Source organism: Izhakiella capsodis (assembly GCF_900115045.1).
Lineage (GTDB): Bacteria > Pseudomonadota > Gammaproteobacteria > Enterobacterales > Enterobacteriaceae > Izhakiella > Izhakiella capsodis.
In genome coordinates this window covers 44,611-66,507 of record NZ_FOVC01000001.1, presented here as the reverse complement: position 1 = coordinate 66,507, position 21,897 = coordinate 44,611, and the positions used below count along the sequence as shown (strand labels likewise).

Here is a 21,897-nt window from a genome sequence, read left to right as displayed (position 1 = left end):
CTCTTAATAGACCAGTACGGCACGACGGTTTTTAGCATAGGCTGCTTCGTTGTGACCCAGTACGGCAGGTTTTTCTTTTCCGTAAGAAACGACAGACATCTGATCAGCAGCGACGCCCTTACCCTGGAGATACATTTTAACGGCATTTGCACGACGCTCGCCTAAGGCAATGTTATATTCCGGCGTGCCGCGTTCATCAGCATTACCTTCGATAGTCACCTTATAAGACGGGTTGTTACGCAGGAAAGCCGCATGCTGATCAAGCATCTGCATATATTCAGGCGTGACAGCGTATTTATCCAGACCAAAGTATACGATGTTATTTCTCTGTAGCTGCTGCATCTGCAGGCTGGCCTGCTCAGATGAAGACATGTCTCCATTGGTCATACCAGCGCCGTTAGCGCCATCAGCGCCCATGCCGGACTGATCATTGTTATTATTTTTATGCGAGCTACATGCAGCGACAGCGATAACTGGCAGTGCCAGCATAAAGCCTTTAAGCACTTTGTTCAGTTGCATTGTTTCATTCCTATTATTGTTAGTTTGCTATACATAGTATATATGCATCACAGATACGGAGACCAGGCAGGTGCTTTAACCTGTCCATCTGTCGCCGGAAGGAGCGCTTTAAAACGACCATCGGTGGACACCAGATTAAGCACCGATCCCATACCCTGAGTAGAGCTGTAGATAACCATTGTGCCATTTGGCGCCAGGCTTGGCGTTTCATCCAGGAACGTATCCGTTAATGTTTGCACGGCTCCCGTTTCCAGATTCTGTATGGCAACGTGCTGCGCACCATTCGCGGTGCTTATCATCACCATTGATTTGCCGTCATAGCTCACGTCAGCATCTTGATTCTGGGGGCCATTCCAGGTCAGACGCTGTGGCGCGCCGCCGTTGATATTAATTTTATAAATTTGCGGGCGACCAGCCTGGTCAGAAGTATAAGCCAGGGTCTGACTATCAGGGAACCACGTAGGCTCGGTGCTATTGTATGAAGCATCGGTAATCTGTCGAATTTTCCCTGTGGCCAGATCCATCACGTATAAGTTCAGACTCCCGGTTTTTGACAACACAAAAGCCAGCTTGGTCCCGTCAGGTGAAAATGCCGGAGCGCCGTTATGTCCAGGAAAAGAAGCGACTTTCTGAATCGCACCTGTCGCCAGCGTTTGGATAACCAACGCGGAACGACCGCTCTCAAAAGTGACATAGGCAAGGCGTTTGCCATCCGGTGACCAGGCAGGTGACATCAATGGCTCTGAGGCTTTGTGCACAACAAATTGATTATGACCGTCATAGTCTGACACTCGCAGTTCCCAGGGATATTTACCGCCATTGGTCTGAACAACATAGGCAATACGCGTTCTGAAAGCGCCTTTAATGCCAGTCAGCTTCTGGAATATTTCATCGCTGGCCGTGTGGGCGGCATAGCGCAACCACTGACCAGTCACCTTGTATTGATTCTGTGCCAGTACGGATGCCTGCGCGCCGGAGGTATCAACCAGCTGCCAGGAAACGGTATAGCTGCCATCGGTGTTTGGCTGAACCTGACCAACCACGACGGCGTCGATTCCCAACGCTGTCCATGCAGCGGGTTGTACTTCTGCCGCCGAAGTTGGCTGCTGAGGTAAGTGTGATTGATCCAGAGGGTTGAACTTGCCGCTGTTCCGCAGATCGGCGGCAATAATATGGCCAACGTCTTGTGGAGGAGATCCCGCGCCTTCCCATTTGAAAGGCACCACACCAATAGGACGAGCCGTATTTACCCCTTGGGTGATTTCGATTCGGACTTCTGCGTGCAGCGCGGCTGCGAACAGAAGTAGAAAGCTTAACGCGACACGAAATACCTGCTTCATCTTTTCTCCCTTATCTGAACTCAACGTTCACGATAAATAGCCGTCTTTTAGCAACGATAGTAACAAACCAGTTCAAAGAGTATGGCACGCAGAGCGCTGATCCAAATGCCATGCCGTTGGTAATTATTGCGGCTTGAAATAAACCGGGGCGTTTTTAAGCGCCTCATACACCGCCTGACTGGGTGGTTTAGGAATAATCGCCTGCCGGGCTGCGGCCAGTGCCGCCTGACACAAGGCAGGATCACCACCCTGAACCTGAACGTCGATCAACGAGCCGCCGTTGGGCGCCAACCTGACTTTTAACGTGCACACCTGACCTTTAAATGAATCAGCATCGTAAAACTTACTTTGAATCGCTGACTGAATCTGGCTGGCATAGTTACTGACATCCGCACCATTTGCCCCGGCCTTTCTCTGATTGCCCTGCCCTGCAGCAGCGCCTCCCGCCCCTTGTTTCGGCGCGTTCTTACCTGATGTCAGACCACCGAGCAAATCTTCTACCTCGCCTGTTACTTTTTTTGCTTCCGCCGCTGATTTAGCTTTCGCTGCTGCTGCAGCCTTTTTTTCCGCCTGCGCTTTAGCCTTTGCTTCCGCCTCTGCTTTGGCTTTAGCTAGCGCTTTTTCTTTCTTCTCTGTCGCCGCTTTAGCTTCCTGAGCCGCTTTTTGCCTGGCGACCTGTCTGGCCTTCTCTTCCGCCTGCTTTTGCGCAGCAGCTGCCGCGCTCTTCGCTTCGGCTTCAGCCTTTGCTTTAGCGTCCGCAGCAGCTTTTGCCTGGGCATCGGCCCGGGCTTCAGCATCTGCTTTAGCTTTTGCCGCTGCGGCTTCAGCCGCCTTTTGCTGCTCCTGAGCCTGCTTGACTGCTTGCTCAGCCTGACGTTGCTGCTCGGCCTGTTTTTCCGCCTGCTGCTTCGCCTGTTCCTGAGCCTGAAGGCGTTCTTTTTCCATCGCTTTCAGACGCTGCTGTTCTGCGGCCTGTTGCTGCTGTAATTCTTCAGCCTGCTGCTCAGCCTGATTTTTACGCTGCTGCTCCGCATGCTGGCTATCTGCTTGCTGATTTAGCTGTCGATTGTACTGGTCTACAACCGCACCAGGATCGACCATTACCGCATCAATATCCCCACCGCCACCACCAGCGCTGGCATCAAAATTTTCATCAAACGAACTCCAAATCAGCAGCGCAATCAGCAGAATATGCAGCACTACCGAAATGATGATCGCCCGTTTTAATTTGTCGTTCTGTCCGGTTGCCTTTGACACTCTTGCTTTCCCAAACTGATTCGCTGAGTTAAATCGGGTGCGTCATCAGACCCACGGATTTAACCCCCGCCTGATGCAACAGATTCAACGCTTTAATAATTTCATCGTAAGGCACTTCCTTTGCCCCTCCAATCAGGAAGACAGTTTTTGGATTTGCTACCATTCGACGTTGCGCTTCTGCAATAACTTGCTCGGGGGGTAACTGTGTCATGCGGTCGTGGTCGACCACCAGACTGTACTGCCCGACGCCGGACACCTCCAGGATGACCGGTGGAGTATCGTCATTTGAAACCGTTTTAGAGTCGGTTGCATCAGGCAAATCCACCTCAACACTTTGCGTGATAATCGGCGCTGTTGCCATAAAAATGAGCAGCAACACCAACAGCACATCAAGCAGTGGAACGATGTTAATCTCCGACTTCAGGGCGCGACTGTTACGACCTCGCGATCTGGCCATACGCAACCTCCTGCTTATTTACTATTCTCGCTGGAGAAAGCCTGACGGTGCAAAATCGCGGTAAACTCTTCCATGAAGTTGTCATAGTTGAGTTCCAGCTTATTCACCCGCTGATTAAGACGGTTATAGGCCATAACGGCTGGGATAGCAGCAAAAAGACCGATGGCAGTAGCGATTAGCGCCTCAGCGATACCAGGTGCGACCATCTGTAAGGTAGCCTGCTTAACCGCACCGAGCGCAATAAAAGCGTGCATAATCCCCCAGACTGTCCCAAAAAGGCCAATGTAGGGGCTAATTGACCCCACCGTGCCAAGAAACGGGATATGCGTTTCCAACGCTTCGATCTCACGGTTCATGGAAATTCGCATCGCCCGCGACGCGCCCTCAATTACAGCTTCAGGTGCGTGGCTGTTTGCTCGGTGCAGTCGTGCAAATTCTTTGAAACCAGCGTAAAAAATTTGTTCAGAGCCGGAAAGCTCGTCACGACGCGCCTGGCTTTCCTGATAAAGACGAGATAGCTCAATCCCCGACCAGAATTTATCTTCGAAAGCACTGGCCTCACGCCCTGCGGCGTTCAGAATACGCGTTCTTTGAATGATTACCGCCCAGGAAGCGATAGAGAAGCCGATCAAAATCAACATGATAAGTTTCACCAGAAGGCTGGCCTTCAGGAACAAATCAATAACGTTCATGTCAGTCACTGCTTGAACTCCGCGACAATAGACTTAGGAAGCGCAATAGGCTTCATCTGATAGGGATTGATGCAGGCGATCAGAACTTCTGCCTCATTCAGCAGCTGACCACCTGCATTAATGATTCGTTGGGCAAACGTCATAGTAGCACGAGACATTGCAGCTATTTCACATTGGACTTCCAACAGGTCATCAAGCCGGGCGGCGGCATAATATTCCACCGCCATGCGTCGAACGACAAATGCGATCTGCTGTTCTAACAGGGCCTGTTGGTTGAAATGATACTGACGCAGCATTTCCGTTCTGGCTCGTTCATAAAAAGCAATATAGCTGGCATGGTAAACCACACCACCTGCATCAGTGTCTTCGTAGTAAACCCGTACCGGCCATCGGAACAACGCTGTACTCACTTTACATCCTGGTATTGCTCGTTGACGTTAACACTAAAAACGTAGCTACTATACGCAAGAGATTATCCCTTTGGAATGGATTCACCGGGAGTGAGTGAAATAAATATCTGTTACTGACAAGCAGAAAGATTTTTGAGATAAGTCTTAGACAAAAACTGACAAAACTGGACAGAGTATTCGAAGAATCGCGGGGCGCGGCTATCGCACCCCGAAGAGTATCAATGATAGAAAAAAACTAACCCACAGACTACGACGACAATTGCAGGCAAAGGCAAAAACAGCATCTTCCAGCGCAGCCTCTGCGGCTGAAAGCCAACACCAAATATGACGCTTGCACATATCGCCCACATGATAACCAGCCCCTGCCAAAGTGACAGCGTGCTGGTGTGGGAGGCAAACCGTGCCGGCGCCCAAAACAGGCAGCCGGCCAGCCAGAGCGCCAGCAGCAGGGACAGTAAGCGTAGAGGCCACCTGTCCATTCGCTGCCAAATTTGTGCAATCAGCTTTTTCATTCTTTTGTTTTAGACGTTTCGAGATGCTCAAGCGCAAGCGCAGTAATAATACCGAAGGCGCATGCCAGCAAGGTGCCGAGAATCCAGGCGAAATACCACATGTTTCGTCTCCTTAAACTCAGTATAGCGAGTGCGAGTTGCTCTCGATATGTTCTTTAGTGATACGTCCGAACATTTTGTAGTAACACCAGATGGTGTAAGCCAGGATGATCGGTACAAAGATAATGGCCGCATACAACATGACTTGCAGCGTTAGCTGGCTGGAAGTTGCATCCCACATAGTCAGGCTACTGGACAGTGACGTACTTGACGGCATGATGAACGGGAACATCGCAATACCAACGGTCATAATAACGCCGACGATAGTCAGTGAAGAGAACAAAAACGCCCAGGCTCCCTTCCCGGCCCGAGAGCAGAGCGTCGTCAGCAGCGGCATTAACACACCAAGCAGCGGAAACAGCCATAAAACAGGCGCATTATGGAAATTCGCCAGCCAAGCACCGGCCTGACGCGCAACTTCTTTAGTCAGCGGGTTAGAAACCTCGTCGATGTTGATAGTCGAAGTGATGACATAGCCCTTGATGCCATAAGTCACCCAGACACCAGCCAGAATAAAGCACACCATCATCACCAACGATGAAACCTGAGCAAAGGTACGCGACCGTAGATTCAGTTCACCGTTAGTCCGCATCTGAAGGTACGTGGCGCCTTGCGTCAAAAACATCATCAGGCTGACGATACCGGTTAACAGGCCAAAGGGGTTCAGCAACTGGAAAAAATTACCGGTATAAAACAATCGCAAGTCGTTATCAAAGTGGAATGGCACGCCTTCAAGCAGATTGCCAAAAGCAACGCCGATGACCAGCGGCGGCACCAGACTTCCGATGAAAATGCCGATATCCCACATGCCACGCCAGCGTGTGTCTTCAATTTTCGACCGATAATCGAAACCAACCGGGCGGAAATACAGTGAGGCCAGCACCAGAATCATCGCAACATAGAAGCCAGAAAAGGCAGCTGCATAGACTAATGGCCAGGCAGCAAACAGCGCGCCACCAGCAGTAATCAGCCATACCTGGTTGCCGTCCCAGTGCGGCGCAACGCTGTTAATCATGATACGGCGTTCAGTATCCGTGCGCCCTATCAGGCGCGACAGCATACCCACTCCCATATCAAATCCGTCGGTGATGGCGAAGCCAATAAACAGCACGCCGACTAGCAGCCACCAGATAAAACGCAATACATGATAATCTAACATCTTGTGGACTCCTGTCTTAACGAACCGGCTCTGAGGCTACGTTTGACTGCTCATAATGATAACGCCCTGTTTTCAGGCTACTTGGCCCCAGACGCGCGTATTTGAACATCAGATACATTTCAGCCACTAAAAACAGTGTGTATAAGCCACAGATTAAGATTATTGAGAACAGTACATCTCCTACTGTTAGTGAGGAATTCGCTACCGCAGTTGGCAGGACCTCACCGATTGCCCAAGGCTGGCGACCATACTCGGCAACGAACCAGCCAGATTCTACGGCGATCCACGGCAGCGGAATGCCGTACAGTGCACAGCGTAACAGGAAGGTACTTTTACCAATACGATTACGCAGTACTGACCAGAAGGAGCAGCCGATAATCAACAACATCAGCCCACCGCATAGCACCATGATACGGAATGAGAAGTACACCGGGGCAACGTCGGGGATGGAGTCCTTGGTCGCTTTTGCGATCTGCGCCTCGCTGGCGTTCGCCACATCGGAGGTATAGCGCTTGAGTAGCAAGCCATATCCCAGATCTTTCTTGGATTTTTCAAACGCTGCACGCACTGCGGGATCGGTATTACCGTTACGCAGTTCCTGCAACAACTGGTAGGCTTTCATACCATTGCGAATCCGGATTTCATGCTGCGCCATCAGTTCTTTCAGACCGATTACTGGCTTATCCAGAGAGCGGGTTGCAATCAAACCCAGCACATAGGGGATCTGGACGGCATAGGTATTCTTTTCAGCATTCTGATGGGGTATACCAAACAGGGTAAAGGCCGCAGGTGCAGGCTGTGTTTCCCACTCTGCCTCAATCGCCGCCAGCTTGGTTTTTTGCACATCGCCAATTTCGTAGCCGGACTCATCGCCGAGGACAATAACAGACAGAACCGCTGCTATACCGAAGCTTGCAGCGATAGCAAACGAGCGCTTAGCAAAGGCAAAGTCTCGATTGCGTAACATATAGTACGCGCTGACGCCAAGAATAAACATAGCACCCGTGGTGTAACCAGCCGCGACGGTATGGACGAATTTAACCTGGGCGACCGGATTAAACAGCAGACCAGAAAAGCTCACCATTTCCATACGCATTGTTTCATAGTTGAACTCAGAGGCTACCGGATTTTGCATCCAGCCGTTGGCAACTAAAATCCAGAGCGCCGAGAGGTTCGAACCCAAAGCAACCAGCCAGGTTACGGCCATATGCTGTACTTTACTTAGCCGATCCCAGCCAAAAAAGAAAAGCCCAACAAATGTGGACTCGAGGAAGAAAGCCATCAGACCTTCGATAGCCAGCGGAGCACCGAAGATATCGCCGACGTAATGGGAATAATAAGACCAGTTAGTACCGAACTGAAACTCCATGGTCAGCCCGGTTGCCACACCCAGAGCAAAGTTAATACCAAATAACTTACCCCAGAATTTGGTCATATCTTTATAGATTTGTTTGCCAGACAGCACATAGACCGTTTCCATTATCGCCAGCAAAAACGCCATACCTAGCGTTAGCGGGACGAAAAGGAAATGATACAACGCCGTCAGAGCAAACTGTAAACGCGACAGCTCGACGATATCTAACATCTTGACTCCTTGCTCCTGGCTTTGAGTATCCGGGACAAGCGTGCAGTCAAAACGCCCGGATAAACTTTAGCCTGCTCAAATAACACTAAGGAGATAAACACGGATGTTACCTCCAATCTTGATTAACTGGTTATAAATGGCATTTTAGCCACTCAGAATAACCCTTCCCGAAACACAGGTCAGAAAATCGGATAATCCATATCCGCACTAAAACTGTATCTAGCGCAATTTTATGATTTTTAGTTATCTTACCCAGATTGATGGGAGACAATTAAATCGAAAAGGTTCCGCCTTTTCCACAATAAACATCGCCTATAAATACCAAAATATTGACGTAAATCAAGGCATAAATGCGATTCTCATAGGAAATAATAAGCGTGTTAAATAGATGTTTAGTCGACGCTAATGAATCACGTAAAACATAACCTCATGTTATTTTATATTAACAATAATATTCACATGTATTTAACCTGAGTAAATAAGTTCACCCATCTACACTCGGTAGCGTTTTTATTAAACCGCTTCGATGATAGCCCAACGCAAGCCTCAACCACAAACCAGCAAATGCCACTCTGCATTTAGATTAGGCTGTTTGATACGTTTAGTAGAATTTCCGGAAAAATGTTTTTTTGAGGGTATGGCATTAAAAAAGGCCACCCAAAGGCGGCCAGTAGATCGAGTAAATTTAATAGCTATTTAGCGGGTAATACCGCTTTTACGGCATCGCCGATGTCAGCCAGGCTGCGAACCGTTTTAACACCCGCCGCTTCAAGCGCAGCAAACTTTTCATCTGCGGTGCCCTTGCCACCGGCAATAATCGCGCCGGCATGGCCCATACGCTTACCTTTAGGCGCGGTGACCCCCGCAATGTAGCCCACCACCGGCTTTGTGACGTTCGACTTAATAAAGGCAGCCGCTTCTTCTTCCGCACTGCCACCGATTTCACCAATCATAACGATAGCGTCGGTTTGTGCATCATCCTGGAACATTTTCAGGATATCGATAAAGTTAGATCCAGGGATCGGATCGCCACCGATGCCCACGCAAGTAGACTGACCATAACCAATATCCGTCGTCTGTTTAACCGCTTCATAAGTCAGGGTACCGGAGCGGGAAACGATCCCAATGCAGCCAGGCTTATGAATGTGGCCAGGCATGATGCCGATTTTGCATTCGCCGGGCGTGATGACGCCTGGGCAGTTCGGCCCGATCATTCTTACGCCCGCTTCATCCAGCTTTACTTTCACCGTGAGCATGTCCAGCGTCGGAATGCCTTCGGTGATAGTGATGATCAGCTTAATACCGGCATCAATCGCTTCCAGAATACCGTCTTTGCAAAATGGCGCCGGTACGTAAATAACCGTCGCTGTCGCACCGGTGGCTTCCACCGCCTCACGCACCGTATTAAAAACCGGCAGTCCAAGATGGACCGTACCCCCTTTACCTGGCGTAACACCGCCAACCAACTGCGTACCGTAAGCCAATGCCTGTTCCGAATGGAAAGTACCCTGTCCACCGGTAAAGCCCTGGCAAATTACTCTGGTGTTTTTGTCGATCAGGATGGACATTATTTACCCTCCGCTGCGGCAACAACGCGCTGCGCCGCGTCAGTCAGACTGTTTGCTGCAATAATATTCAAACCGCTTTCTGCCAGACGCTGAGCGCCCAGCTCTGCATTGTTCCCTTCGAGACGCACGACAACCGGGACGTTTACGCCAACTTCGGCCACTGCCCCGATAATGCCATCAGCAATCAGGTCACAGCGAACGATGCCGCCAAAGATGTTAACAAATACGGCTTTTACCGAGGCATCGGAGAGAATGATTTTGAACGCTTCGGTGACGCGCTCTTTCGTTGCGCCGCCGCCAACGTCAAGGAAGTTAGCCGGTTGGCCACCGTGATGTTTAACGATGTCCATAGTTCCCATAGCCAGGCCCGCACCATTGACCATACAGCCGATGTTGCCTTCCAGGGCGACGTAATTAAGTTCCCACTGCGCTGCATGCGCTTCACGTGAGTCCTCCTGGCTCGGATCGCGCATTTCGCGCAGTTCCGGTTGACGAAACAGGGCGTTACTGTCAGCCCCCAGTTTACCGTCCAGGCAGACCAGGTCACCCTCTTTAGTGATAACCAGCGGATTAATTTCAACCAGCGCCAGATCGCGCTCAAGAAACAGCGTCGCCAGACCCATAAAGATTTTCGTAAACTGACTGACCTGTTTGCCGGTCAGACCCAGCTTAAACGCCAGCTCGCGGCCCTGCCACGGCTGAGGCCCGGTCAGCGGGTCCAGCGCCATTTTATGGATCAGATGCGGGGTTTCCTCCGCAACTTTTTCAATTTCTACGCCACCTTCAGTTGAAGCCATGAAAACCACACGGCGCGAACTGCGGTCTACCACCGCCCCCAAATAAAGCTCTTGGTCAATATCCGTCGCCGCTTCAACCAGAATCTGATTAACTGGCTGTCCGTCAGCATCAGTCTGGTAGGTCACCAGGCGCTTACCCAACCAGTTTTCTGCGAAAGCACGAATATCTTCCTTGCTTTTCACTACTTTTACGCCGCCCGCTTTACCCCGGCCACCAGCATGTACCTGACATTTTACCACCCAGGGACCGGCACCAATTTTTGATGCCGCCTCTTCAGCTTCACGCGGAGTTGTGCAGGCATAACCAGTCGGCGCCGGCAGACCATATCTGGCAAACAATTGTTTGGCCTGATATTCATGTAAGTTCATGATGTTCTATCCATTCAGGTCGAAAATGAGTGTGGTCGCGATTAAAAGCGACCTCATGAAATCATGGGCGCATAGTAAAAACGCGCCCGACGGACTACACGTCCAGCAACAGACGGGCGGGATCTTCAAGCAACTCTTTAATGGCTACCAGATAACCGACCGATTCACGCCCATCGATCAGACGGTGATCGTATGAAAGCGCCAGATACATCATTGGCAGGATCTGTACCTGGCCGTTAACGGCCATCGGCCGCTCTTTGATGGCATGCATACCGAGAATAGCACTCTGCGGCGGATTGATGATCGGAGTGGACATCAACGAACCAAATACGCCGCCGTTGGTGATAGTGAAATTGCCGCCGGTTAGCTCATCGACCGTCAACTTACCGTCGCGCCCTTTAACCGCCAACTCTTTAATTTTCTTCTCGATATCAGCCATGCCCAGTGTATCAACATCGCGCAGAACCGGCGTTACCAGCCCACGCGGCGTGGAAACCGCTATGCTGACATCAAAATAGTTGTGATAAACCACATCATCGCCATCAATGGAGGCGTTGACTTCCGGGAAGCGTTTAAGCGCTTCGACTACCGCTTTGATGTAAAAGGACATAAAGCCCAGTCGAATGCCATGACGCTTTTCAAACACTTCACCGTACTGCTTGCGTAGATCCATGATCGGCTTCATGTTTACTTCGTTGAAGGTCGTCAGCATAGCGGTGCTGTTTTTGGCCTCCAGCAGGCGTTCAGCAACGCGCTTACGCAGGCGGGTCATCGGCACGCGCTTCTCACTGCGATTACCTAATGACGGCGCAATGGCGGCGCTGGAAGTAGCCGACGCCGATTTGCTTTCCGCTGGTTTTTTTGCCAGATGTTTTTCCACATCTTCGCGGATGATACGACCACCAACACCGCTGCCCTTTATGGCAGAGGCGTCAAGATTATGCTCAGCGATCAGGCGTCGGATCGCCGGGCTGAGCGCATCGTTACTTTCGCTATCCTCCAGCGAAGCCGTCTGACGTTCAGCCGGGGTGGGTTCTTTTTTTTCTACTGTGGCCGAGGTTTCTTTACCGGTGCTGTTGCCCTCAATCAGGCGCCCGAGCGCCTGACGCGATGTCACCGTCGCGCCCTCGTCCTCAAGGATCGTATCCAGAATGCCATCAGCAACTGCCGGCACTTCCAATACAACCTTATCAGTTTCAATTTCTACCAGCACCTCATCGCGCTTGACGCTATCACCGGCTTTTTTATGCCAGGTTGCGACGGTTGCATCAGCAACGGACTCAGGCAGGTCGGGAACAAGAATATCTACGCTACTCATTATTTATCCTTTAATTGATCAACGCTCAGCGCATCATTAACCAGATCTTGCTGCTGCTGCTGGTGAACGGACATGTAGCCTACGGCTGGCGAAGCCGACGCTGGGCGGCCGGCATAACGTAATGAAGCGCCAAAGGGCACCGCTTCACGGAAATGGTGCTGACTACAGTACCATGCACCCTGATTCAGTGGCTCTTCCTGACACCACACAAAATCATGCACGTGCGCATAGGGCTGTAATACATCCTGTAATACCTTTTGCGGGAATGGATACAGCTGTTCTATACGAACGATAGCAACGTTAGTCTGCTCGTTCTTACGGCGCTGTTCTAACAGGTCGTAATAGACCTTACCGGAACAGAGAACAACGCGTTTAATGCCCTGTGGGTCCAGATCGTCGATTTCACCGATAGCTGGCTGAAATGTGCCGTTGGCTAAATCATCCAGGCTGGAAATCGCCAGTGGATGACGCAGCAGCGATTTAGGTGACATAACCACCAGCGGACGGCGCATACCACGCAGCGACTGACGTCGCAGCATGTGATATACCTGAGCCGGCGTTGAGGGTACACACACCTGCATATTCTGTTCAGCACAAAGCTGAAGATAACGCTCAAGGCGAGCGGATGAGTGCTCTGGTCCCTGACCTTCATAGCCGTGCGGCAAAAGCATAACCAGGCCACACATACGACCCCATTTTTGCTCGCCGGAGCTGATAAACTGGTCGATGACCACCTGCGCTCCGTTGGCAAAGTCACCAAATTGCGCTTCCCAGATGGTCAGCGTGCGTGGCTCAGCCGTGGCATAGCCATATTCGAACGCCAACACTGCCTCTTCAGAGAGTACGGAATCCCACACTTTAAATTCGCCCTGACCACTGTGAATATGGTGGAGTGGTGTATAGGTGGACCCGTTGATCTGGTTATGGATCACCGCATGACGATGGAAGAAGGTGCCGCGTCCGCTATCCTCACCGGAAAGACGAACCGAAATACCTTCGTCAACGAGGGTTGCATAAGCGAGGTTTTCAGCGCCCCCCCAGTCAAACGCTTTATTGCCCGAGGCCATTTCTGCGCGGTCGTTATAGATCTTTGCCACGCGTGACTGCATCTCAACGGCTTCCGGCACCTGACTGATGCGTTTCGCAAGCTCCTGCAGACGTTTCATATCAACGGTTTCGGGATAGCTCTCATCCCATTCATGATTGAGATACGGCGACCAGGTAAAAGAGTGCAGGCTCATCGGGCGCCATTCAGGCACTACGCATTCACCGGCATCCAGCGCGTCACGATAAAGATTAACCATTTCAGTCGAGTCTTCGATTTTCACCACGCCAGCGGCCTCCAGGCGATCGGCGTAAATTTTACGCGGCGTCGGATGTTTTTTAATTTTTTGATACATCAGCGGCTGCGTGGCACTCGGCTCATCAGCTTCATTGTGACCATGACGGCGATAACAGAACAGATCGATGAATACGTCACGCTTGAAGGTATTACGATAATCCAGCGCCAGGCGGGTAACAAAAGCCACTGCTTCCGGATCGTCAGCATTAACGTGGAAAATCGGCGCCTGCACCATTTTGCCGATATCGGTACAATAGGGCGTGGAACGCGCATCACGCGGATTAGATGTGGTAAAACCAACCTGGTTATTGATGACAATACGTACCGTCCCCCCCACCTCGTAGCCGCGCGCCAGGGACATGTTCAGCGTCTCCTGTACCACGCCCTGCCCTGTAACGGCAGCATCGCCGTGGATAGTGATCGGCAATACCTGATTGCTGCCCGGCTTATCCAGACGATCAAGGCGGGCACGTACGGACCCCATCACCACCGGGCTGACAATTTCCAGATGTGACGGGTTAAACGCCAGCGCCAGATGCACCATCCCCCCCGTGGTTTCCACATCCGATGAGAAGCCCATATGGTACTTCACATCGCCGGTACCAAGGTGCTCTTTATGTTTACCTGAAAATTCGTCGAACAGATCCTGCGGTTTTTTACCTAACACGTTGATCAGCACGTTCAGGCGACCACGGTGCGCCATGCCCAGCACCACTTCGCGAGTACCACTTTTACCCGCATGATGGATCATTTCGTTAAGCATAGGCACTAAAGCATCACCCCCTTCCAGCGAGAAGCGCTTAGCGCCAGGGAATTTTGCCCCCAGGTAGCGCTCCAGCCCTTCCGCCGCAGTGAGCTGCTTGAGAAAACGCGTTTTCTCTTCATCAGAAAACGTCGGCAGACCAACGATTGATTCAATACGCTGCTGTATCCAGCGTTTCTCTTCAGTGCTGGTGATATGCATATATTCAGCGCCAATCGAACCGCAGTAGGTTTGTTTTAGCGCCGCGACTAAATCCGCCAGCTTCATCGTCTCTTTGCCAATGGCAAAAGAGCCGACATTAAACGACTCCTCAAAGTCTTCAGCACTCAGTTCATGAAACGCCGGATCGAGATCGGCAACCCTCTCCTGCTTCCATAAACCAAGCGGATCAAGAGCCGCGTGCTGATGACCACGGAAACGATACGCGTTGATCAACTGCAGGACTTTAACCTGTTTCGAATTGGTTGCGGGATCGGAGACTGAAGCGGTGTAACGGGTGCTATCTTTCGCCAAACGCCGAAAATATTCACGCGTCTGGGAGTGAAACTGTTCAGGTTTGACTCCAGTGCCGGGTAACTGCTGGAAGAGCGTCTTCCAGACCGCATCCACAGAGTCAGGATCGGTGAGATAATCCTCATAGAGCTGCTCTATGTAGGACTGGTTTGCGCCAGCCAGCCAGGAAGAGTCCAGCCAGAGTTTCATCGCGCTGTTCTGCATGTTGATGCCCTTAAGCATTTTCTGCTTTCTTTCCGTGGTGATAAATGGGATCCCAGAGGATCACTCGCCGCATTAACGGCTTGCCGTAGTAGAAAGTTCAACGATACGAGTCGAACTACAGATGCATTCGTCCCGTATGGGAACCCTGGTAAGGCTAGTCTGACCGCCTTTGCCGACAGGCCTTACCGGGGTTTCCAGCAGCAGACGGGCGGACTCACCCGTCTGAATCACTTCAGTTAAGCGCCGCGCTGCAGCAACATCGATTTGATATGACCAATGGCACGGGTCGGGTTCAGCCCTTTTGGACAGACGTTGACGCAGTTCATGATGCTATGGCACCGGAAAACGCTAAAAGCATCGTTGAGGTTATCAAGACGCTCATTGGTTTCAGTATCACGGCTGTCAGTTAAAAATCGATAGGCTGCCAACAACCCGGCAGGTCCGATAAACTTATCCGGATTCCACCAGAATGATGGACAGGAAGTAGAGCAACAGGCGCAGAGAATGCATTCATACAAACCATCCAGTTTTGCACGCTGGCCCGGCGATTGCAGATGTTCTCGTGCAGGCGGGTTCTCTCCGTTGTTCAGTAAAAACGGTTTGATCTTTTCATACTGGGCATAAAACTGGCTCATATCAACAACCAGGTCACGAATAACCGGCAGGCCAGGTAGCGGTCGAATGACGATTTTCTTCTTGCCGTTGCCCAGCGCAGAAACCGGCGTAATACAGGCCAGACCATTTTTACCGTTCATATTCAGGCCGTCCGAGCCGCAAACCCCTTCACGACATGAACGGCGAAAAGCCAGAGTTGGATCGTTATCTTTCAACTGCATCAGGGCGTCCAGCAACATCATATCGCGCCCGTCTTCCGCCTCCAGCGAATAGTCCTGCATACGCGGTGCGTCATCAACCTCAGGGTTATAACGATAAATAGAAAATTCGAGTCTCATCGTTTTCTCTCCGCAATTAATAGGTTCGCGCTTTTGGCGGGAATGCCTCGCGCAGTTTCGGTTGCATATTCACCTTGCGGCGCGTCATGCTCTCCGATTGCGGCATATACAGGCTATGGCACAGCCAGTTGGCGTCGTCACGTTCCGGGTAGTCAAAACGGCTATGTGCGCCGCGACTTTCGGTGCGGTAATTCGCTGCGACCGCAGTGGCATAGGCGGTTTCCATCAGGTTATCCAGCTCAAGGCATTCAACCCGCTGCGTGTTGAAATCACTGGAGCGATCGTCAAGACGGGCATTTTTCAGCCGCTCGCGCAGTTCTTTCAGCTCCTGCAACCCTTTCGCCATCGCATCACCTTCACGGAAGACCGAAAAGTTGTGCTGCATGCAGATCTGAAGCGCTTTGCGCAGTTCGGCGGGATCTTCACCGGATCGGTTGTTATCCCAACGATTATAACGTGCCAGTGCGGCGTCAATCTCTTCCCCGGTGGCATCCTTCAGTTCGCCCTGCTGGGCAATAGATTCCTGCAGATGCAGGCCGGCAGCACGGCCAAACACCACCAGATCGAGCAGAGAATTACCGCCGAGACGGTTAGCACCGTGAACCGATACGCAGGCAATTTCACCTACAGCAAACAACCCAGGTATCACAACATCCTCACCCTGTTCGTTAACACCCAACGCCTGACCCGAGACTTTGGTCGGAATACCCCCCATCATATAGTGGCAAGTTGGGATCACCGGGATCGGCTCTTTGACCGGGTCAACGTGGGCAAACGTACGCGACAGCTCAAGAATACCAGGCAGACGCGCCTCCAGTACCTCTTTTCCGAGATGATCCAGCTTGAGCTTAATGTGCGGTCCCCACGGGCCTTCGCAACCGCGACCTTCGCGGATCTCAATCATCATTGAGCGGGCGACCACGTCGCGACCGGCCAGATCTTTGGCGTTAGGCGCGTAACGTTCCATAAAGCGTTCGCCGTGCTTATTGAGCAGGTAGCCCCCTTCGCCGCGGCAGCCTTCAGTGACCAGCACGCCCGCACCGGCGATACCGGTAGGATGGAACTGCCACATTTCCATGTCCTGTACCGGCACGCCGGCACGCAACGCCATGCCAACACCATCGCCAGTGTTGATATGGGCATTGGTCGTTGACTGAAAAATGCGCCCGGCACCACCGGTAGCCAGCACCGTCGCTTTGGCTTTAAAGTAGACCACTTCACCAGATTCAATGCAGAGTGCGGTACAACCTACCACGGCACCGTCGGCATTTTTGACGAGATCAAGGGCATACCATTCGGAGAAGATCGTCGTTTTATTTTTAAGGTTTTGCTGGTAGAGAGTATGCAACAACGCATGCCCAGTACGATCGGCAGCAGCCGCAGTACGCGCAGCCTGCTCACCACCGAAATTTTTTGACTGACCGCCGAACGGACGCTGGTAAATTCGGCCGTCATCAAGACGGGAAAAAGGCAGCCCCATATGTTCCAGCTCCAGAATAGCTTCCGGACCGGTTTTGCACATATATTCAATTGCGTCCTGGTCGCCGATGTAGTCGGAACCTTTGACGGTGTCATACATGTGCCATTCCCAGTTATCTTCGTGGGTATTACCGAGGGCCACAGTAATACCGCCCTGAGCGGAAACCGTATGGGAACGCGTTGGAAAAACTTTTGATAATAAGGCACAGCTCTGACCGGACTGAGAGATTTGCAGTGCAGCACGCATCCCAGCCCCGCCAGCACCAATCACTACGGCATCAAACTCTCTGACAGATAATTTCATTACACACCCCACACTACGACGGTTCCATAAATCGCATAAACAAACAGGACAATGACAACAACCAGTTGCAGCAGCAACCGGACGCAGACCGACTTGACGTAGTCGGTGAGCACTTGCCACATACCAATCCAGCCATGCACCAGGATGGAAAATAGTGTCAGAAGGGTAAATACTTTAGTGAAGTTAGACGCAAAGAATCCGTGCCAAACGTCATAATTCAGCGGTGCGGATATAATGACAAAAGCAAGAATATAGAGCACATAAAACGCGATTATCATGGCCGCACCGCGTAGCAGCAACCAGTCATGAATACCGTTACGCCCCAGCGCAGAAGCATTGCTTACCATACGAGGACTCCAGCGAGAATAGACAGCACGACAGTGATAATGAAAGAGATTTGCGCGGAGCGCGTTCCGGCTTCCAGTGTTTCTCCCAGAATACCGAAGTCCATCAGCACGTGACGGATCCCGCCCGCGATGTGATAAGCCAGCGCAGTAAGGATGCCCCAAATGATGAATTTGACGATAAAGCTTTCCATGATTGCCGCAGCCTGCATGAATCCTTCAGGCGATGAGAGCGAAAGACCCAGTAACCAGAGCAGAATGCCAACGGCAATGAAGGTGATGACGCCTGACATGCGGTGGAGAATGGATGCAATTGCGGTAACAGGAAAACGGATCGTAGTGAGATCCAAATTGACAGGTCTTTGTTTTTTCACAGTTTTGCCCACACAGCTTTTTTTATTTTGCTTCCTCCGGTCCTGAAGGCTAGCCAGACAGTACCATTGTCTGATTCGAGCTATGTCACCAAAACAGCAACATCCAGTGTCATTGACGTGGTAAAACGCTGGGTGGCTCCTGGTGTCAGGGTATTCCGGAGACCTGACCGAAGTATAGGGCGTTCACATTCTTATTACAATTACCCTACAAACTCTTTGGTCACATTTAGGTGAAACAGTGATCTTATTCACGATTTCATTATTTAATGCAATTTTAATTATCTGATTTGACAAAAGTTAAACATTTTTGTTACAAACAAGCGGATAAAGAACCTTTGGTGCACAAAAGTTATGGGGATACACTTTCCCCTAAGCATACGTTATGTAACATTGAGCAATTTGTTAATCTGTAACGCTCATCAGTAAAGTAAAAAACTTCTAACTATCAGATTTTGATTAAATCTGTATGAGTAGGTCATGATCACATCGAATCTTTAACATCCTTGAAACGCAAAATTAACGCGCTCTCCTACTGACATGCGCGTTTAGCTTTGTACCCTAAGGCACACGCCTCAGAGTCACCAGGCTGCCATTGGCGAGAGCAATACCGGGCATGGTGCATTTCAGAGGAGGAAGATTCCAACCATAAGGCGCTAAGGAGACTAAAATGGCTGATAAAAAAGCAACGCTTACCCTTGAAGGTGGAACGCCTATTGAGCTGAAAGTGCTTAAAGGCACCCTCGGCCAGGAAGTAGTAGACGTACGTACTCTGGGTTCCAACGATCTGTTTACTTTCGATCCGGGATTTACTTCTACCGCATCCTGCGAGTCAAAAATTACTTTTATTGATGGCGATGAAGGTATCCTTTTGCACCGTGGTTTTCCTATTGATGAGCTAGCAACACGCTCAAATTATCTTGAAGTTTGCTACATTTTGCTTAATGGCGAAGCACCCAGCAAAAAACAGCTTGAGGAATTCAAAACCATCGTTACCCGTCACACAATGATCCATGAACAGATAACCCATCTGTTCCGGGGTTTCCGCCGAGACTCGCACCCGATGGCGGTAATGTGTGGTGTTACCGGCGCACTGGCGGCGTTCTACCATGACGCTATGGATGTGAACATTGAACGCCACCGTGAAATCGCAGCGTTCCGGCTACTATCCAAAATGCCGACAGTAACCGCAATGTGCTACAAGTACTCGATTGGTCAACCTTTCGTTTATCCCCGTAATGACCTCTCTTACGCTGGCAACTTCCTTCACATGATGTTTTCAACACCCTGTGAAGAGTATAAAATCAATCCGGTACTGGAAAAAGCAATGGATCGCATCCTGATCCTGCATGCCGATCACGAGCAGAACGCCTCAACATCTACCGTTCGCACCGCAGGCTCTTCCGGTGCTAACCCCTTCGCCTGCATCGCTGCGGGTATTGCCTCACTATGGGGACCGGCGCACGGTGGCGCCAATGAGGCCTGTCTGCGCATGCTGGAAGAGATTGAAACCGTTGATCATATTCCGGAATTCCTGCGGCGGGCCAAAGATAAAAATGACTCTTTCCGCCTGATGGGCTTTGGTCACCGCGTTTATAAAAACTACGACCCCCGCGCTACCGTCATGCGTGAAACCTGCCATGAAGTGCTGCAGGAACTGGGTATGAAAGATGACCTGCTTGAAATCGCTATGGAACTGGAACATATCGCTCTCAACGATCCCTACTTCATCGAACGTAAGCTCTATCCAAACGTGGATTTCTACTCAGGGCTGATCCTGAAAGCGATGGGCATTCCGATTTCTATGTTTACCGCCATTTTTGCCATGGCGCGCACCGTCGGCTGGATCGCCCACTGGAAGGAGATGCATGACGAGGAAATGAAGATCGCGCGCCCACGGCAGTTGTATACCGGCTATAAGAAGCGCACTTTTAAACCTGCGTAGAACTTAACGGATTTCAGATTTTGATAGAAACGGGTGCGATGGCACTCGTTTTCATTTCTGGCAGCCCGGACACCAAAAATAGGGCCGCGAGGCCAGCGTGGCTTTATGAATTATCTCACCGCAGCGGCGACATCTCTCCCCCTGCCGTTGAAAAACCTCGAAACGAAATGCCGCGCCTTTTTCCATCGTGCCACGTGTCTGATAAGAGAAGCGTGGTACTGCAATCAGCGCCTGAGACAAAACCCGGCACTGCGGCGGCGTCAGGTCCATTCCACGATGTGTAGCTAGCAACCCCGCGTGCCAGAGAACTTCTGCCCGTAAATAGTTACCTAATCCGGCAAGGAAGGACTGGTCAAGAAGCAGAGCGCTGAAGCGGCGGCGTCGGAAACCTGTCGACAGCAGCCGTTGGGCAACCTGTTCCTCGTCAAGTCTGGGATCAAGCACGTCCGGCCCGGCTCGCTGTAAAAAAGGATGCTGAATCAGCCCCTCAGCGTTAAGAAGTTCGATGTCTGAGGCGCTGTAAAGCAACGCTTGTTTTTCGCCCGTTGCCAGTTTCACACGCAGCACCCGCCGGGTATCCACCTTCTCATCAACATCAGTAATTCGCCAGACACCGTACAACTGATTGTGGCTATAGAGTGTCAGGCCGTTACTGAAGTGGGTAAGCATCGCCTTACCCCGTGTTTCAATATCAGTTATCTGCTGGCCTTCCAGTGCTGGCTCATAGGTTTTCAGCGCCGGGAATGCAAACCACACGTCGGTCAACGGCTGCTGACCAACAGCTTCCTCCAGCCTGTCAGCCAGTCGCCTTATTTCTGGTCCCTCTGGCATCATCGCATCCTGATTAGTGAGTTGCTCCGCCCGTCTGGCGGATATCATGTTCTGTGCTGAGCGCAGTGATCAATGCCGCCTCCAAAGCACGAATAACGTTGTCGGACGACATGCTGGCCTGCCCCTGGCGTGCAACCACCTGTTCCGGCAGGTAAGGAATATGGATAAAGCCGCCGCGAACCTCCGGCATGGCGTGATGTAAGTAGTGCAGCAAGCTATACAATACGTGATTACATACGTACGTGCCGGCAGTTTGCGATATAACCGCAGGGATGCCTGCTTCGCGAATAGCAGCAACCATCGCTTTGATGGGCAGCGTGGCAAAATAGGCTGCCGGTCCCTCTGGCACAATTGGCTGATCAACAGGCTGTCTTCCGCGATTATCCGCAATACGTGCGTCATCAATATTGATGCCAATGCGTTCGACGCTCACCTCAGATCGTCCCCCTGCCTGACCAGTCGCCATCACCAACGTTGGCCGCAAACGATTAATCGCCTGCTTTAGCACCACCAGCGATTGCCCGAATTCGCAGGGTAGAAGGCAGGCAACGACTGTCGCCCCCATCAGCTCACGTTGATCCAACTGACGTACCGCTTCCCATGATGGGTTCACTGTTTCACCATCAAAAGGCTCGAAAGCGGTGATTAATACCGTTTTCAATGCAATTTCTGTCCTTTTTTCACTGCGCAAGCTTATTGCGTAATACGACTAACAGATAAGCACTGGAAGGCGGTGGGCTATCAGCGCCCTTGCCGTGATCCCAGA

21 protein-coding genes are annotated in these 21,897 nt (G+C 51.2%); 1 reads left to right on the top strand and 20 read right to left on the bottom strand.

Annotation, left to right across the window (positions count from 1 at the left end; genetic code table 11):
* Nucleotides 1-3: 3 nt before the first annotated feature.
* The 18 genes from pal to sdhC all read right to left on the bottom strand — a co-directional run bounded on the left by pal (nucleotide 4) and on the right by sdhC (nucleotide 18,370).
* Nucleotides 4-519 carry a peptidoglycan-associated lipoprotein Pal gene (pal, locus tag BM191_RS00345; RefSeq protein WP_092873617.1) on the bottom strand — a complete coding sequence of 172 codons (516 nt, stop codon included), beginning with the start codon at nucleotides 517-519 and terminating at the stop codon, nucleotides 4-6.
* Nucleotides 520-566: 47 nt separating this feature from the next.
* Complete coding sequence (tolB, locus tag BM191_RS00340) at nucleotides 567-1,859, bottom strand: Tol-Pal system beta propeller repeat protein TolB (protein WP_092873614.1); 1,293 nt, start codon at nucleotides 1,857-1,859, stop codon at nucleotides 567-569.
* 123 nt (nucleotides 1,860-1,982) lie between these two features.
* The gene (gene tolA / locus BM191_RS00335) at nucleotides 1,983-3,116 is read right to left on the bottom strand and encodes a cell envelope integrity protein TolA (protein ID WP_092873611.1); all 1,134 of its coding nucleotides are present in this window, start codon (nucleotides 3,114-3,116) and stop codon (nucleotides 1,983-1,985) included.
* Nucleotides 3,117-3,144: 28 nt separating this feature from the next.
* Nucleotides 3,145-3,573, bottom strand: a complete 429-nt coding sequence (gene tolR, locus BM191_RS00330) for a colicin uptake protein TolR (protein WP_092873608.1) — start codon at nucleotides 3,571-3,573, stop codon at nucleotides 3,145-3,147.
* A gap of 14 nt (nucleotides 3,574-3,587) precedes the next feature.
* The gene (tolQ, locus tag BM191_RS00325; protein ID WP_092873605.1) at nucleotides 3,588-4,274 is read right to left on the bottom strand and encodes a Tol-Pal system protein TolQ; all 687 of its coding nucleotides are present in this window, start codon (nucleotides 4,272-4,274) and stop codon (nucleotides 3,588-3,590) included.
* Nucleotides 4,271-4,675, bottom strand: coding sequence for a tol-pal system-associated acyl-CoA thioesterase (gene ybgC / locus BM191_RS00320; protein ID WP_092873602.1), 405 nt, complete (start codon nucleotides 4,673-4,675; stop codon nucleotides 4,271-4,273). Before ybgC ends, tolQ begins: the two co-directional genes overlap by 4 nt.
* A 218-nt stretch (nucleotides 4,676-4,893) precedes the next feature.
* Nucleotides 4,894-5,187: a cyd operon protein YbgE gene (ybgE, locus tag BM191_RS00315; protein ID WP_092873599.1), complete on the bottom strand. Its 294-nt coding sequence runs from the start codon at nucleotides 5,185-5,187 to the stop codon at nucleotides 4,894-4,896.
* Nucleotides 5,184-5,288: a cytochrome bd-I oxidase subunit CydX gene (gene cydX / locus BM191_RS00310; RefSeq protein ID WP_092873596.1), complete on the bottom strand. Its 105-nt coding sequence runs from the start codon at nucleotides 5,286-5,288 to the stop codon at nucleotides 5,184-5,186. The genes ybgE and cydX overlap by 4 nt, the downstream gene beginning before the upstream one ends.
* Before the next feature lie 17 nt (nucleotides 5,289-5,305).
* Nucleotides 5,306-6,445: a cytochrome d ubiquinol oxidase subunit II gene (cydB, locus tag BM191_RS00305; protein WP_092873594.1), complete on the bottom strand. Its 1,140-nt coding sequence runs from the start codon at nucleotides 6,443-6,445 to the stop codon at nucleotides 5,306-5,308.
* Nucleotides 6,446-6,461: 16 nt separating this feature from the next.
* Nucleotides 6,462-8,030 (bottom strand): cytochrome ubiquinol oxidase subunit I, encoded by a 1,569-nt coding sequence (gene cydA, locus BM191_RS00300; RefSeq protein ID WP_092873591.1) that lies wholly within the window; start codon nucleotides 8,028-8,030, stop codon nucleotides 6,462-6,464.
* 692 nt (nucleotides 8,031-8,722) lie between these two features.
* Nucleotides 8,723-9,598 carry a succinate--CoA ligase subunit alpha gene (gene sucD, locus BM191_RS00295; RefSeq protein WP_092873588.1) on the bottom strand — a complete coding sequence of 292 codons (876 nt, stop codon included), beginning with the start codon at nucleotides 9,596-9,598 and terminating at the stop codon, nucleotides 8,723-8,725.
* Entirely contained in the window at nucleotides 9,598-10,764 is a 1,167-nt protein-coding gene (sucC, locus tag BM191_RS00290; RefSeq protein WP_092873585.1) for an ADP-forming succinate--CoA ligase subunit beta, read from the bottom strand. Before sucC ends, sucD begins: the two co-directional genes overlap by 1 nt.
* A gap of 94 nt (nucleotides 10,765-10,858) precedes the next feature.
* Entirely contained in the window at nucleotides 10,859-12,082 is a 1,224-nt protein-coding gene (gene odhB / locus BM191_RS00285; RefSeq protein WP_092873582.1) for a 2-oxoglutarate dehydrogenase complex dihydrolipoyllysine-residue succinyltransferase, read from the bottom strand.
* The gene (sucA, locus tag BM191_RS00280) at nucleotides 12,082-14,904 is read right to left on the bottom strand and encodes a 2-oxoglutarate dehydrogenase E1 component (protein ID WP_092875120.1); all 2,823 of its coding nucleotides are present in this window, start codon (nucleotides 14,902-14,904) and stop codon (nucleotides 12,082-12,084) included. Before sucA ends, odhB begins: the two co-directional genes overlap by 1 nt.
* A gap of 236 nt (nucleotides 14,905-15,140) precedes the next feature.
* The gene (locus BM191_RS00275) at nucleotides 15,141-15,857 is read right to left on the bottom strand and encodes a succinate dehydrogenase iron-sulfur subunit (RefSeq protein WP_092873578.1); all 717 of its coding nucleotides are present in this window, start codon (nucleotides 15,855-15,857) and stop codon (nucleotides 15,141-15,143) included.
* Between the two features lie 16 nt (nucleotides 15,858-15,873).
* A complete protein-coding gene (sdhA, locus tag BM191_RS00270; RefSeq protein ID WP_092873575.1) occupies nucleotides 15,874-17,640 on the bottom strand; it encodes a succinate dehydrogenase flavoprotein subunit in 1,767 nt (588 codons plus the stop codon).
* Nucleotides 17,640-17,987 (bottom strand): succinate dehydrogenase membrane anchor subunit, encoded by a 348-nt coding sequence (gene sdhD / locus BM191_RS00265; RefSeq protein WP_092873573.1) that lies wholly within the window; start codon nucleotides 17,985-17,987, stop codon nucleotides 17,640-17,642. Before sdhD ends, sdhA begins: the two co-directional genes overlap by 1 nt.
* On the bottom strand, nucleotides 17,981-18,370 hold the full coding sequence (sdhC, locus tag BM191_RS00260) for a succinate dehydrogenase cytochrome b556 subunit (protein ID WP_092873571.1): 390 nt from the start codon (nucleotides 18,368-18,370) through the stop codon (nucleotides 17,981-17,983). The genes sdhD and sdhC overlap by 7 nt, the downstream gene beginning before the upstream one ends.
* A 655-nt stretch (nucleotides 18,371-19,025) precedes the next feature.
* Here sdhC and BM191_RS00255 point away from each other — a divergent pair.
* Nucleotides 19,026-20,300, top strand: a complete 1,275-nt coding sequence (locus BM191_RS00255) for a citrate synthase (protein ID WP_092873569.1) — start codon at nucleotides 19,026-19,028, stop codon at nucleotides 20,298-20,300.
* A gap of 51 nt (nucleotides 20,301-20,351) precedes the next feature.
* Here BM191_RS00255 and nei read toward each other — a convergent pair whose 3' ends face one another.
* Together nei and pcp are read right to left on the bottom strand one after the other, a co-directional pair.
* Complete coding sequence (gene nei, locus BM191_RS00250) at nucleotides 20,352-21,131, bottom strand: endonuclease VIII (RefSeq protein WP_092873567.1); 780 nt, start codon at nucleotides 21,129-21,131, stop codon at nucleotides 20,352-20,354.
* Nucleotides 21,132-21,144: 13 nt separating this feature from the next.
* On the bottom strand, nucleotides 21,145-21,792 hold the full coding sequence (pcp, locus tag BM191_RS00245) for a pyroglutamyl-peptidase I (RefSeq protein WP_092873565.1): 648 nt from the start codon (nucleotides 21,790-21,792) through the stop codon (nucleotides 21,145-21,147).
* Nucleotides 21,793-21,897 lie beyond the last annotated feature (105 nt).

Coding starts and splice junctions, on each gene's coding strand:
- pal (WP_092873617.1), bottom strand. CDS start 519: ATGCAACTGAACAAAGTGCTTAAAGGCTTTATGCTGGCACTGCCAGTT.
- tolB (WP_092873614.1), bottom strand. CDS start 1,859: ATGAAGCAGGTATTTCGTGTCGCGTTAAGCTTTCTACTTCTGTTCGCA.
- tolR (WP_092873608.1), bottom strand. CDS start 3,573: ATGGCCAGATCGCGAGGTCGTAACAGTCGCGCCCTGAAGTCGGAGATT.
- ybgE (WP_092873599.1), bottom strand. CDS start 5,187: ATGAAAAAGCTGATTGCACAAATTTGGCAGCGAATGGACAGGTGGCCT.
- cydX (WP_092873596.1), bottom strand. CDS start 5,288: ATGTGGTATTTCGCCTGGATTCTCGGCACCTTGCTGGCATGCGCCTTC.
- cydB (WP_092873594.1), bottom strand. CDS start 6,445: ATGTTAGATTATCATGTATTGCGTTTTATCTGGTGGCTGCTAGTCGGC.
- cydA (WP_092873591.1), bottom strand. CDS start 8,030: ATGTTAGATATCGTCGAGCTGTCGCGTTTACAGTTTGCTCTGACGGCG.
- sucD (WP_092873588.1), bottom strand. CDS start 9,598: ATGTCCATCCTGATCGACAAAAACACCAGAGTAATTTGCCAGGGCTTT.
- sucC (WP_092873585.1), bottom strand. CDS start 10,764: ATGAACTTACATGAATATCAGGCCAAACAATTGTTTGCCAGATATGGT.
- odhB (WP_092873582.1), bottom strand. CDS start 12,082: ATGAGTAGCGTAGATATTCTTGTTCCCGACCTGCCTGAGTCCGTTGCT.
- sucA (WP_092875120.1), bottom strand. CDS start 14,904: ATGCAGAACAGCGCGATGAAACTCTGGCTGGACTCTTCCTGGCTGGCT.
- BM191_RS00275 (WP_092873578.1), bottom strand. CDS start 15,857: ATGAGACTCGAATTTTCTATTTATCGTTATAACCCTGAGGTTGATGAC.
- sdhA (WP_092873575.1), bottom strand. CDS start 17,640: ATGAAATTATCTGTCAGAGAGTTTGATGCCGTAGTGATTGGTGCTGGC.
- sdhD (WP_092873573.1), bottom strand. CDS start 17,987: ATGGTAAGCAATGCTTCTGCGCTGGGGCGTAACGGTATTCATGACTGG.
- BM191_RS00255 (WP_092873569.1), top strand. CDS start 19,026: ATGGCTGATAAAAAAGCAACGCTTACCCTTGAAGGTGGAACGCCTATT.
- nei (WP_092873567.1), bottom strand. CDS start 21,131: ATGCCAGAGGGACCAGAAATAAGGCGACTGGCTGACAGGCTGGAGGAA.